Origin of the sequence: Pallidibacillus pasinlerensis (assembly GCF_009996845.1) — a bacterium.
Lineage (GTDB): Bacteria > Bacillota > Bacilli > Bacillales > Caldibacillaceae > Pallidibacillus > Pallidibacillus pasinlerensis.
In genome coordinates, this window is sequence record NZ_JAACYS010000082.1 from 1 (window position 1) to 13,045 (window position 13,045).

Consider the following 13,045-nt stretch of genomic DNA (forward strand, 5'->3'; position numbering starts at 1 on the left):
TTTGGATATTTTGTGATATTCTTTTCCATGAGGGATACTCCTTTGTTTGTGATTTAGTTTTGGTTGACTAAGATTCTACCAAGGAGTAACCCTCTTTTTCATGTTATTTGCTTATTAACTACCGCGCTTTCGCTTGCTTGCCCCTTCATTTAGTGAACTCACTACGTTCGTTCACTAAATGAAGGGGATAAAATTTATTCCGCCCACAATAATTTTACTCATACTTTTACTTTAAGGGGATGTGATTGTATGCCAACTCAAAAAGCAATTGCTACACCAACAAATGTACGAATTTTTTATGACGAAAGTGGAAAACAAAGCGAGAAGTTACATTTTATGGGAGCTGTATTAATACCAGAGCGAGTATATCTTGAGAAAAACAATCATTCGTTACTAAATGACATTATTAAAGAAGGGAAAAAACCATTACATTTTACAGATTTTAACGGTTACGGTAAAAGCACTGAAAGATTCAAAGCACTTATTTCTTTAGGTTTAGAAAATATCGAAGGAATGCAATTAAATATCATAAATTATGATTTGAATAAGATTGAAAGTATCGCAAAGCCCATAAAACCAGTTTTAAATGATATTGTTTCAATGACAATTTACAATAAATTACCAGAGCGTCTTATTTATGGTCTGTTAAGAAAGTATGGTCAACACGCCTATCTTAATGCAGAAATTTATATTGAAGAAGATAGTACCTACAACAAAAATTCTAATAAAAGCAAGGAACAGATACCAACATTAAATTCAAAAAATTTAAAAGAAACTCTGCTATATCAGCTCAATATACAATCTGTATACAGAAATGAAAGTTATAAAGTTACATATGTTGATTTTCGTAAAAAAAGAGAAGAATACGGGATAGAATTAACCGATACTTTACTAGGTATTGCACGTTTTATCATTGAAAATAATCACGAAACATCCACTCGTGCTATAGCAAAACGAAGACTTATAATTGATTTGCTTAAAACAACAAATTTAAAAACATTTTTGCTAGAAAATACAAGTTATTTTGAATGGCATTACAGTGACCAATTAAAACCCATCCCATTTTCTACATACCTTAATTTATTTTTAAGTACTCATGTATGAGTATTTTTATATCAATTGAGAAATAAAAATAGAAAAGAAAGCAATTTAAAACAGTTAATTTATTTAAAAGGAGAAAATATGAAAAAAGGAAAATTCAACGCAATTACAGATGTGGCTGGTGTAAAAGTGGGACATGTCACGCTTTATGAAAAGTTAAATGAAGAAGATACGATTTGTACTGGGGTGACGGCGATTCTTCCCCATGATGGGAATATTTTTGAACAAAAGGTCCCTGCCGCAAGTTTTATACTAAATGGCTTTGGTAAAACGGTGGGACTTGTTCAAGTGGAAGAGCTCGGTGTTATCGAGTCACCGATCATGCTTACAAACACCTTCAGTGTCCCTGCTGTTCTTCAAGGGACGTTAGAGTATATGTTAAAAGAAAATCCAGCAATTGGCGATGCGACGAGTTCACTAAACATTGTTGTCGGTGAATGTAATGATAGTTATTTGAATTCCATGCGCTTAATGGCGATAAAACCCGACCATGCCATTGAAGCGATCCTAAACGTGAAAAGTGGCCCGGTTGAACAAGGTGCGGTCGGCGCAGGAAAAGGAATGATTTGTTACGGTGTAAAGGGTGGGATTGGTTCTGCTTCAAGAATAGCGGAATATGAAGATGTGCAATATACCGTTGGTGTCCTGGCTCTCACAAACTTTGGTCGCAAAGACGAATTAAAAATAAAAAACTGGGAAAAGGATAATTTGGAAAAACCAGATGGCTCTGTCATTATTGTTGTCGCAACAGATGCTCCTCTTTCTGATCGACAGTTAAAACGAATAGCTAAACGGGCAGCGATTGGGTTAGGACGGACAGGGACAACTGTATCCAATGGGAGTGGGGATATCATTATCGCCTTTTCAAATGGATACACGATCCCTCATGATGCAAGCGAAATGACTGATACTCGAACACTCCTTCATGATCACCATCCGATGATGAACGAGATATTTGCTGCCACCGTTGAAGCTACTGAGGAAGCAATCTATCAATCGCTGTACCATGCGGAAACGACAGTTGGGAGAAAAGGGAGAGTAGTAAAATCAATACACGAGGAATAAAACTATTATACTCTCATTATGCTTAAAATAATCGATAGTCGTATCAACACTTTAAAATCACATAGATAACAATATTAGCCCCATTAATTGGGGCTTGAGGTGAAATGGAATTCACCTCATCTGTATTAAGCGTCCTGATTAAAATTTGAATCTCTTTTCAATCATTCTTTTAAAACTCATCCAACATCAAACGAAGCTTATCCAAAATTTCTTGTAATCTATTATCGTTATAAATCGTGTCAAAAACATCGATTAACTGTTCTTCATAATATCCATCATTCGCAACGGTTTTGCTGAATATACGAGTATATTTCGCATCCAAAGTGAGCCCTTTTTTATTAAATGTGATTCCTTGTTCTTGTAGGCTCTCCATTAATTGAACCCGTTTATCCGCTTCAATCGGTCCAACTTCTAACACAAAATACATTTCAGCTTCGTTATAATTAATCCAAAATAAAAATGGACCGTTATCCCACCACCATTTTTCCCTCGTTTCTCCTAATCTCTCTTTATATTGATCAAACAAAGGAATCTTAAAGGATAAATTTCTGGCTGTCACACGGTAATGAGTATTTGGAATCGCTTTTAATTCCACCCATTTTCGGAAGGCTTTTTGAATGTAATCCTTATAATTAACAGACGAATCCTGCGTTACACTTGTCTCCTTTTTAATTTCAGGTACTGATATTTTACCTTCCAATATATTAGCAACTTGATTTCGTAGTAACGTAAATTCAGGACTATTATATAAATCAAACATGGCTTGAGTTAACTCATCCATATCATCCCATTTATTAATGTCAACTTTTTGGGTGAAAAATCGGGTATAACGTGCTTTTTCTAATTTCGAATTTTCCTTCACAGGAATGCCCACTTGTTCCAATTTTTCTAGAAATGCTAGTCGATTTGTATATGTAATCGGTCCTAATTCAGCAATCGATCTTAACCGTTGATCTTTCGTTTGTTCGAACCAAACAACGATTCCTTTTCCTAACCAATAATTTGGCTCTCTCAACTGATATTTACTGATGGAATTCCACTCCGGCGGTAAAAAGTTCGGCATAGTTGGATGCGCATTGAAAATGACATCTTCCTGGAATTGTTGCTCAATAAATTTTTCAAAACTATAAGAAAGAATATTTTGTCCAGAGAAGCATAAAATTTATTTTCAATTAAAATTACATACTTATATTGTTGGTTTACGATTAATAAGTCAATAAAACGATTTTTATCAGTTTTTACTTCACGATAAACGTGACAATCCATCAATGAATAATCAAGTATCTTCTCAACCTGCTTCATTTGGGGATTAGCACTATTTTCTTCTATTAAAATCAAATGTTCAAGTAACTTCCGTAAAACAAAATCCCGTAATTGATGATTGTCTATCGGATTCAATAGCCATGCTAAAACATTCGAATGACGAATTTCATGGTTTTCTAGCCTTAATACTTTTAATATGTTAAAAGAATTTACTTTTTCGTTCAATTGATGAAATTTCAAATCATTTTCAAGCTCAAGTAGATCACGACTATTCATAAACTTCCCCCTAAAAATCTATGTATTTACAGTGATAATTTTAACATTTTAAAAGGTTCAATCATAATTTAAATCGGTTACTAATACTATTACTTCTACTTGTCTAATAGCCGAGTGGACAATTTCAAAAAAACAAAAGAGCAACTAAAGTCTTTTTTAAATCAAAGACTTTTAGTTGCTCTTCCTTTTAATAGATTAATATTATCAGTTCCAAATACAGTATTCTTCAAACTCTATGTAAAGCACATGCTACTTATTTTTAAAAGATTAGTAAAACAAGATATAAACCAAGTAATGTAATAAATAACGTCGGCAGTGTTAAAATGACCCCGATTTTAAAATAATATCCCCACGTAATTTTTAAATCTTTAGAAGACAAAACATGTAACCATAACAGTGTCGCAAGGGATCCAATCGGTGTTATTTTCGGTCCTAAATCACAGCCAATCACATTGGCATAAATTAAAGCCTCCTGCCAAACCCCGCTCGTTTCCGCAATGGCTAAGGAATTAATCATCACGGTCGGTAAATTGTTCATAATGGAAGAAAGAATCGCGGCGAGAAAGCCCATCCCCATTGTGGAAGCAAATAAGCCAAAATTTGCCATTTGGTCAATAAAATTTGCTAAAAATTGCGTTAAACCGGCATTTTTCAAACCGTAAACAACGACATACATCCCAATCGAAAACAGCACAATCGACCAAGGTGCATTTTTAATGACTTCATTCACATTCACAACTGTACTTCGATAAGCAAAAATAATAAAGATGATGGCGACGATACTCGCAATAATGGATAAAGGAATCGCAAAGGTTTCACTGAGGAAATATCCGATTAATAAAATAAACAATAAACCCCATGACAACTTAAAAATTAACGGGTCTTTAATCGTTTCTTCCGGTTTTTTTAATTTTTCCATATCATATTGATTTGGAATGCTTTTTCGATAAACAATATACAACATTAATAAACTACCAATCAAACTAAAAATCGTTGGGACGAACATGCGCAAGACGTGTTGGAAAAAGCCAATATCAAAAAAGTCAGCGGAAATAATATTGACTAGGTTACTGACCACAAAGGGCAGTGATGTCGTATCGGCAATAAATCCTGAAGCCATAATATAAGGTAGATACATTTTTCTAGAAAACCCTAATGAACGAACCATCGCTAATACAATCGGCGTTAATATAAGTGCTGTTCCATCATTGGAAAAAAATGCGGAAACAAGGGCACCGAGAAAAATAACAAAGATAAACATTTTAATGCCATTTCCACCGGCAATTCGTGCCATATGTAAAGCAGCCCATTCAAAAAATCCAATCTTATCAAGAATAATCGAAATGATGATTAATGCCACTAACGTCAATGTCGCATTCCACACAATGGAGACAACATCAATAACATCCGCGATTTCGACGACTCCGGTTACAAGGGCGAATACCCCGACAATCGTGGCGGACATGCCAACTGAAAGTCCCATAGGCTTCCAAATGATTAATATTAAGGTTAGGATAAAAATCAAAATGGCTAATACACCATACATATTGGTCTCCTCATTATTGAAAAAATAGTTAGTAGAAAAAGGGTTGTCTCTTGCTGAGACAACCCTTTTTGCACGTCAATCTTAGTTTGATACTAAGATTTCAGGTTTCTTACCTTTTAATGGGTTTGTTTGCTCAATTGCATACCCAACATTTAATAGAGTTCCCTCTTTAAATGCTGGTCCGATAATTTGTAAACCAACAGGCATATCACCCTTAAATCCGCATGGAACACTTAAGGCTGGAAGACCTGTTAAGTTTGCAGGACCAGTAAAGCGGATTGTATTTTCAACTAAATCTACTTTTTCCCCGTTCAAGTCTACTAAATCGTCCCCGATATCCGGCATGACAATTGGTAATGTTGGTGCAATCAAGACATCGATATGAGCGAAGGCCTTTTCAAAGTCTTGTTTGAGTTGTCTTCTTAATTGTTGTGCCTGTAAATAGTCAACAGCTGTGAATAGCTCTCCTAGTTCAAATAGCATACGGATATCATCGCCAAAATCATCTGGACGAGCTAATAAATCACGATGATGAATTGCCGATGCTTCTGATAGAGAAGTAACTAACTCCGCATACTCAGCATATTTCAATGCTGGGATTTTCACTGGTTCTACCTTCGCGCCAAGATCAGCTAACTGTTGAATTGCATCTCTGACTAACTTTTCAACAGTTGCATCTACTCGATTGAAGAAGAAGTCTTCCTCAATTCCGATTACTAAACCTTTGACATCACCTTTTACTTGTTCTGTATATTTTTCAACAGATACATTAACGGAAGTTGGATCGTTCTTATCAAATCCGGCAAGAACTTCGAGTAAACCAGCTGCATCTTTTACTGTTTTCGTCATCGGTCCGATATGGTCAAGTGTCCATGCTAACGGATAGACACCGTATTTACTTACAAGACCATGCGTTGGTTTTAAACCGACAATACCGCACGCGGATGATGGGATTCGGATTGAGCCAGCAGTATCAGTTCCTAAAGTTGCTACAGTCATGTCTGCAACAACTGCTGCACCAGACCCACCACTTGATCCTCCAGGGGCTTTCTTTAAATTCCAAGGGTTTTTCACTGGTCCAAAATGTGGACTGTTGTTCGTAATCCCCCAGGCATATTCATGCATGTTTAACTTACCTGTAAGTACAATTCCCGCTTCCCTCATTTTCTTTACAGCTGTCGCATCGTAATCAGAAACGAAGTCGCGGTGAATTTTCGATGACATTGTCGTTACTTCGTCTTTCACATAAATATTATCTTTAATGGCCATCGGGATACCATGATACATGCCTCGATAATTACCTGATGCAATTTCTGCGTCTGCCTTTTCTGCTTCTTCTAGGGCTTTCTTTCTTCTAAAGCTAACATAGGCATTAATTTCACCATTGAGCTTTTCTGCATGCTCTAAAACTGCTTCTGTTAACTCTAGTGAAGAAACTTCTCTTTTTTCAATTAGAGGTGCTAACTCCTCAACGGACTTGGATACTAATTCTTTTTTACTCAACATGATCACCCCCAGGAATATTTCGTATGGCAAGGTCAGCATCGTCTAAATTTGCATCATTAATTTCTTGCTTTAGACTTTGAATGCCCTCCCATCTCCTTTCAATTTCATCTAGATGAGGTGGAATCTTAATACCTTGGTTTTCTAGTAATTCTCGAACTGATAACTTCTTCATGGAACTACCTCCTTTTCATCATTCGTCTATATATTAACACACTATTGTATATTTATCAAATTTTAGGAATATTCAATTATTTAAAATATAAATATACTAATCTTGCAAAAATAATTACAAATAACTGCCAAAATGAATCAAATAAAGTATCCCCCATAAACATATCGACTTTCATCTACGAAACTTATTTTCCTAATATGAACGCGATATCATAATCATTTTCAAAATTTAGTGTTTCTATACAATATATAATAACTTGAACAACTGATGTAAAAATCAGCCATTTTAGAGCATTTTTTCAAAATAACTTTCCCATTTTTTTAAATAAATAAAATTGTTATAATAATTTTGATATACCGTTACAATTTTATTTAGGGGGAGATAAATTTGGCAATTTTACAAGTGGAGAACATCACAAAATCCTATGGTAAAGAACTAGTTTTAAATAATATCTCTTTTAATATTCCATATCCTAAGATAGTCGCCCTTGTTGGTCCTAATGGCTCTGGAAAAACTACTTTACTAAATATCATTACTAATCTATTGAAACCAGATAGTGGGAATATACAAATATTAGGGCGACCAAATACGGACCCGAATATTTTTTACGAAACATCTTTTATGCAGGATAACTCTGTTTTGTATGAATATTTAACAGGATATGACCATTTGCAGTTTATAGCAGACGTACAAAATTTATCTAAGGAACAAATTCTTAAAACATCACAACTAGTCGGAAATGATGGGTACTTACATAAAAAGGTTAAAAACTATTCTTTAGGAATGAAACAACATTTACTTTTGGCTATGGCAATTTTAAACAAACCTAAGTTATTAATTTTAGATGAACCATTAAATGGATTAGATCCAACTAGCGCTATTAGAGTACGTGAATTAATCATAAAACTCTATAAAGAAGGAACAACGATTTTAATTTCATCACATAATTTAGGAGAAATCGATCGTATAACATCAAATATTATTTTCATAAAAAACGGTCAAATCATTGAAGAAGATTTATCTGAGTTTGAGCAAGTTACATATTATTTATCTGTTTCTAATCAACAACATGCAATCAAGATTTTAAAAGAACAACAAATCCCCGTAATACTTGAAAATGAACGTTTGAAGATTTGGATAGCTGAAAAATCACTTCAAACAGTGATTTCGGTCTTATTAAATCAGGGTATTTCAATTAAAGACATAGAAAAAAAGGTAACCGGTTCAGAAGAAAGATATCAACAAATTTTTAGTAAGAAGGATGAAGTAGATGAAACTATTGAAATTTGAACTAAAAAAAGTATGGCGTAGTAAAAAAATATTATTTCTTTTTTTATTCACGCTCATTTTTGTTTCGGGGCTGTTTTTTAGAAACTTTCTTATGCAAGAAGAAATAAAAGAGCGTAAATTGCACCAAGCATCACCTCTTACAAAAGAAGTACATGAGATATCATCTGAATACACAAAAAAGTTATTGGATAATCCTGAAAATCCTACATTTCAAGCTATAAATGATAATTTAATCGAAATGCAAACAAAGTTACAGGATTGGACGAATGCCATTAATTATGAAGATTGGGTATCCGTTCCTCTATTTGAATTACAATTTTTAGAGTCCATTCAGAACCACCAAATACTTGGTGGTGAATTTAAAGCACTACAAGGATTGGAATTAGAGAAAGCAATAGAAAAAAATAAAATTCTTGTACAATATAAACTTCCATATGAGGATGATCAATACTCTCTATCTACGCCAAATTTTATTAAGTTAGTTACAACAACCTTCATGAGTTTACTCGGTATTGTATTTATTATTTTCATAATTGGTGATTTGTTCAATGAAGATATAGAAGGGCAAACCATTCGAACTATATACACACAACCGATCAAAAAGTGGCAAATCTTACTAAGTAAATACATTACCATGTTAATTACATCCGTTATTGCCGTATTTTTTATATTTATCATTTCTTTCTTGTGTACATTATTAGTTAATGGTCAAGGCGGAAGTTTTCAATACCCTCAATTAATTGAATATGGAAATCTACATGAACTCGGATATACATATATATCAACTGGGGAATACTTGTTGCAATGGTGCATTTTATTTTTATGTGTAGTTAGCTTTTCGTTTGCTATAGTGATACTTGTATCGGTCATTTTAAGTAATAGAATAGGAGCTTTGATTACTTCAGTTTTATTTATTCTATCAGGAGTATTCATTACAAATCATTTCGATGTTTTACAGAACCATCTTAATCCATTCTACTACTATAATTTACAAGAATGGATTGAACGTCCGAATGAACTAAGCCAATTAAAAAATGTCTGGATCTTATTTCTGTATAGTGTTCTAATATTTTTCGTGTGTCTATTTTTACAAAAGAGAACGGCACTTCTAGATAAACAATCAGTAAATAAAAGACCTTTCCGGAAAGGCAACACCATTCATTCAGCGAAAGGATTTAAAGCCATCTTTTTATTTGAATTTCGAAAGCATATAAGACAAGGTTACATAAAACCTATGATTTTTGTGATTACAATTTTTATTATCGTTGCATATATTTTTATTTCACTTGAAGTTGCAGAAAGAAAAGAAGAAATGATTAGTAGTACAAAAACTTCTATTGAATTTACAGAAGACGAATTAATTCCAACCTTATATGAAAACAGATTAGAAGAATATGCAGAAACTATCCGTATTTTAGAAAGTAAGAAAACATTAACGGAAGATGAAAAACTCGAACTTCAAATGGCCAAAGATTTATCTGCCGGTATTGAGAAACAACTTGAAATTGAAAAAACACTACTTCAACAAAAGAAGGACATGCTACAAGCTTATGAAGAAGAAGATTGGCGAACATATTATGATTATTGGATTTACCAAAATAAACTTTGGAAGGGCGAGATTAAACTTCAAGATAATATCTATGTAAAAAATTTAAGCTTTTTTACATATGCGGCTAGTATTGAAGAAAAGGAAATACTTAAAAGAAAAGGTTTGGAACCGGTTCTACCATCCGAAACGTTGTATAGTATTTATGATGATGCTTATGAAACCCATCCATTAAAGAGATTAGAAAGAATAAATGAATCTAGAAAGATTGACAATACGGGGTTGTTTTATGTTTATACGTTTATTAGTACGTTTGTCTATTTTGTTCCAATTTTTCTACTACTTTTCTTGTTTGGTACTGGGTTTTCAAAAGAAAAAGGGAAAAAACGTCCGCTTCATTTTTTATATACCCAGCCATTATCAAAAGGAAGAATTTATACGGCGAAATTCATTGTTTCAAGTGTTCTGTCCATTTCTTTTTTCTTAGGGATCATATTCTTTATGACAATCATCGGAACTATCGGAAATCGTTTTGGTGATTGGGAATTTCCAATTCTCCATTATGATGCAGAGGTAGATGTGGAATCAGCGTCATATTCAGGTACAGCAACATCTGAAGGTGGTTTTCACTTTATAAATATGGGGGATTATTTAGTAGAGAACGTACTACTGATAATTACAGGGCTTATCTTCTTAATTGCATTCGCTCTATTCTTGTCGAATTTCGTTAATAATTATGTCAATCTGATTGTATTAACTACAGGAATTTCAATAGCTGGATATTTCGTAAGTACAATGGACAAATTTTCACATTTTACTCATCTTCTACCGTTCACATATTTAAACAGCGGAAAAATCATCAATGGTGAAATTGCTACTGTACTCAATAACAATGCTATCGGGTTGAGTTCAGGTGTCATTGTACTACTATTTAGTACACTTATTTTATATTTAATCGGCGTTTTCATTTTCAAAAAACAAACACATAATAAGGGTTTATTACGGAATAGGCAGAAGGGAATAGTTGCTGTTGAATAGACTATTTCATGATTAAATATGTATTATATTAATCTGACTATACAAATAATCCTTGATAAGGTGTGTATCCAATATAGCTTTTGTTATCTCTAGGGTCCCCCAATAATTCTCCTTATCTTTGGGGACCCTTAAGTAGAGGAAGTATTCAATTTTATATAAAAGTCTCCAAATCCCCTACACACTAAATCTTTTTTATTCGCAATCTCGTCGTAAAGTTCACTATTCCTTTTTGCTTTTTCCACAGTTTCTTCATCAAAGCCCCACTTTTCACCGTATTGACTAATAAAATCTTCTATTGTTATGAGATTCGGATGAGCTGTTAATGCATCATACATGGCAATTAGCGCTTGATTACTAAAAACTAAACTTCTAATATTATTAAGTAGCTCCTGTAATCTAGTGCCAGCTTGTGGTAAATGTAATCAATCGAAAGGGAATTCATATTGGAAAGATTGGATACTTGCTGATGTGAAGCTGTCTCCTAAAAATCGAAATGTTGAAAACTTAGTTGATATTATTATTAGACTAGAAAAATATGAATCTTGGAGCAATCCAAAACGAATTGATTTTGAAGTAATCGTTGGCAAGGAAACATGGGAAAAACATTGGGAAAATTGCGAGCGGTTACACAAGGTGATGCAAGAGAGTCAACAACTATCCGATGAAATTAAGCAGACGATAGAAACCTGGATTAATAAAAGTGATGCTGGAATTTAATTAGAAAGTACACCAATTTTATCTAGGGAATCTTATACGAATACAGATATGGTTTCAAAAATAAAAATAAACGGAAAATTATACTTACTATGTTCACAATGGTTTGAAACGAGTAAACCTTATTTATTAAGGTGGCTAGATAAATCATTCCTTAATTTTTTGATATGATTGATTTCAGGCATTGCTAGCATCCTTTCACTCTCCCACCATTAATTGATTAGACACCAATAACGGTAGGGTATTTTGAGAGGGCTGGCAAGCCTTTTCTTTTTGTGCAACCTTCTAACATTTTGGTTGCAATACTCTTAACTTTTATTTTGCACTAAACACATGAATGGTTGTTGTGCAAAAAAACTTAATCTTTTTGTGTCCAAAAACTTGACGTAGATCCAGTTGATGGTTTGTCCAATCACAAGGTTGATTAGTAGAAAATATCCTGTTACAATACTCATCAAAAAAACAAGACAAATTATTTTTCCTATATGATAGCGGTAATATTAGAACATCATTTAGATGCTATCAAAAGTTGAAAATAATAAAAATTTATGTATTATTTGTTAAATAGCAACCTTTACTAGAAATTTTAAACAACGTTTTATTTTAACAAATTTTTACGTTATAATTAGCATAAGGAAAGGTGATAGACTATGTGGAAAGAAATATTTATTGAAACTAATAGTTTTGAGAATATGTATAATGAAAGCAGTTTTATTGGCTGTGGTGATAGTATAGAATTATTAAAAAAAATGAAAGATAAAACAGTTGATTTAATTTTCGCTGATCCACCATACAACATTGGTAAAGACTTCGGAAAAGTGAAGGAAAAAGAGGCGTGGAAAACAAAAGAAGATTACATCAAATGGTGTAAATATTGGATTGATGAATGTTTCAGAGTATTAAAAGACGATGGAACATTTTATTTTATGACTGCAACACAATTTATATCATATCTGGATATCTATGTTCAGGAAAATTATAACGTATTGAGTAGAATTGTTTGGAGTTATGATAGTTCTGGTGTCCAATCAAAAAAAATTTTTGGAAGTCTTTACGAACCTATCTTAATGGTAAACAAGAGTCCAAAAGCAAAATATACATTTAATTATAAGGATATTTTAGTTGAAGCTAAAACAGGTGCTAAAAGAGGTTTAATTGATTACAGAAAAGACCCACCTCAACCATATAATACAAAGAAAGTCCCAGGTAATGTTTGGGAATTCCCTAGAGTACGATATAAAATGGAAGAATACGAAAATCACCCAACACAGAAGCCAGAAAAATTATTAGAAAGAATTATTCTAGCTAGTTCAAATGAGGGGGATATTGTTCTAGACCCATTCGGTGGTTCTTTTACAACAGCTGGTGTTGCTGTAAAATTAAACAGAAAAGCAGTTTCTTTTGATATTGAGGAAGAATACTTCAAAATTGGTATTAGAAGAACAGGAATCGCTACTCATTATAAAGGTGAAGAACTGAAAAAAGATAAGAGTAGAAAAACAAAAAATTTATCTAAAAATGTCAGAAC

12 protein-coding genes are annotated in these 13,045 nt (G+C 33.2%); 6 read left to right on the forward strand and 6 right to left on the reverse strand.

The annotated features are described in order from the left end of the window. Positions 1-249: 249 nt before the first annotated feature. Both GW534_RS14060 and GW534_RS14065 read left to right on the forward strand, forming a co-directional pair. Positions 250-1,104: a DUF3800 domain-containing protein gene (locus tag GW534_RS14060; protein WP_161921625.1), complete on the forward strand. Its 855-nt coding sequence runs from the start codon at positions 250-252 to the stop codon at positions 1,102-1,104. Positions 1,105-1,182: 78 nt separating this feature from the next. Beyond that, positions 1,183-2,166: a DmpA family aminopeptidase gene (locus GW534_RS14065; RefSeq protein ID WP_161921626.1), complete on the forward strand. Its 984-nt coding sequence runs from the start codon at positions 1,183-1,185 to the stop codon at positions 2,164-2,166. 169 nt (positions 2,167-2,335) lie between these two features. Here the strand turns inward: GW534_RS14065 and GW534_RS14070 are convergent, their stop codons facing one another. The 5 genes from GW534_RS14070 to GW534_RS14090 form a co-directional block, all read right to left on the reverse strand. Then, positions 2,336-3,229, reverse strand: coding sequence for a hypothetical protein (locus tag GW534_RS14070; protein ID WP_161921627.1), 894 nt, complete (start codon positions 3,227-3,229; stop codon positions 2,336-2,338). Continuing rightward, a complete protein-coding gene (locus GW534_RS14075; RefSeq protein ID WP_161921628.1) occupies positions 3,178-3,705 on the reverse strand; it encodes a PDDEXK-like family protein in 528 nt (175 codons plus the stop codon). The genes GW534_RS14070 and GW534_RS14075 overlap by 52 nt, the downstream gene beginning before the upstream one ends. A gap of 259 nt (positions 3,706-3,964) precedes the next feature. Beyond that, entirely contained in the window at positions 3,965-5,251 is a 1,287-nt protein-coding gene (locus GW534_RS14080) for an arsenic transporter (protein ID WP_161921629.1), read from the reverse strand. Between the two features lie 81 nt (positions 5,252-5,332). Then, the gene (locus tag GW534_RS14085) at positions 5,333-6,757 is read right to left on the reverse strand and encodes an amidase (protein ID WP_161921630.1); all 1,425 of its coding nucleotides are present in this window, start codon (positions 6,755-6,757) and stop codon (positions 5,333-5,335) included. Further along, entirely contained in the window at positions 6,747-6,929 is a 183-nt protein-coding gene (locus tag GW534_RS14090; RefSeq protein WP_161921631.1) for a hypothetical protein, read from the reverse strand. The genes GW534_RS14085 and GW534_RS14090 overlap by 11 nt, the downstream gene beginning before the upstream one ends. A gap of 387 nt (positions 6,930-7,316) precedes the next feature. Between GW534_RS14090 and GW534_RS14095 the strand changes: the two genes are divergently transcribed. Next, complete coding sequence (locus GW534_RS14095; protein WP_161921632.1) at positions 7,317-8,219, forward strand: ABC transporter ATP-binding protein; 903 nt, start codon at positions 7,317-7,319, stop codon at positions 8,217-8,219. Beyond that, positions 8,200-10,803 carry an ABC transporter permease gene (locus GW534_RS14100; RefSeq protein WP_161921633.1) on the forward strand — a complete coding sequence of 868 codons (2,604 nt, stop codon included), beginning with the start codon at positions 8,200-8,202 and terminating at the stop codon, positions 10,801-10,803. Before GW534_RS14095 ends, GW534_RS14100 begins: the two co-directional genes overlap by 20 nt. Positions 10,804-10,931: 128 nt before the next feature. Here the strand turns inward: GW534_RS14100 and GW534_RS14105 are convergent, their stop codons facing one another. Continuing rightward, positions 10,932-11,138 carry a hypothetical protein gene (locus tag GW534_RS14105; protein WP_161921634.1) on the reverse strand — a complete coding sequence of 69 codons (207 nt, stop codon included), beginning with the start codon at positions 11,136-11,138 and terminating at the stop codon, positions 10,932-10,934. A 64-nt stretch (positions 11,139-11,202) separates the two neighbouring features. On the opposite strand from GW534_RS14105, the gene GW534_RS14110 reads away from it, so the two are divergent. Beyond that, the gene (locus GW534_RS14110) at positions 11,203-11,520 is read left to right on the forward strand and encodes a hypothetical protein (protein WP_161921635.1); all 318 of its coding nucleotides are present in this window, start codon (positions 11,203-11,205) and stop codon (positions 11,518-11,520) included. 647 nt (positions 11,521-12,167) lie between these two features. Then, positions 12,168-13,045: adenine-specific DNA-methyltransferase (yhdJ, locus tag GW534_RS14115; RefSeq protein ID WP_161921636.1), on the forward strand; the 878-nt coding region annotated here is incomplete at its 3' end.

What these genes read in the sequence shown, in the direction of transcription:
- GW534_RS14065 (WP_161921626.1), top strand. Translation starts at nt 1,183, where the DNA reads ATGAAAAAAGGAAAATTCAACGCAATTACAGATGTGGCTGGTGTAAAA.
- GW534_RS14075 (WP_161921628.1), bottom strand. Translation starts at nt 3,705, where the DNA reads ATGAATAGTCGTGATCTACTTGAGCTTGAAAATGATTTGAAATTTCAT.
- GW534_RS14060 (WP_161921625.1), top strand. Translation starts at nt 250, where the DNA reads ATGCCAACTCAAAAAGCAATTGCTACACCAACAAATGTACGAATTTTT.
- GW534_RS14100 (WP_161921633.1), top strand. Translation starts at nt 8,200, where the DNA reads ATGAAACTATTGAAATTTGAACTAAAAAAAGTATGGCGTAGTAAAAAA.
- GW534_RS14070 (WP_161921627.1), bottom strand. Translation starts at nt 3,229, where the DNA reads ATGCCGAACTTTTTACCGCCGGAGTGGAATTCCATCAGTAAATATCAG.
- GW534_RS14090 (WP_161921631.1), bottom strand. Translation starts at nt 6,929, where the DNA reads ATGAAGAAGTTATCAGTTCGAGAATTACTAGAAAACCAAGGTATTAAG.
- GW534_RS14105 (WP_161921634.1), bottom strand. Translation starts at nt 11,138, where the DNA reads ATGTATGATGCATTAACAGCTCATCCGAATCTCATAACAATAGAAGAT.
- GW534_RS14080 (WP_161921629.1), bottom strand. Translation starts at nt 5,251, where the DNA reads ATGTATGGTGTATTAGCCATTTTGATTTTTATCCTAACCTTAATATTA.
- GW534_RS14085 (WP_161921630.1), bottom strand. Translation starts at nt 6,757, where the DNA reads ATGTTGAGTAAAAAAGAATTAGTATCCAAGTCCGTTGAGGAGTTAGCA.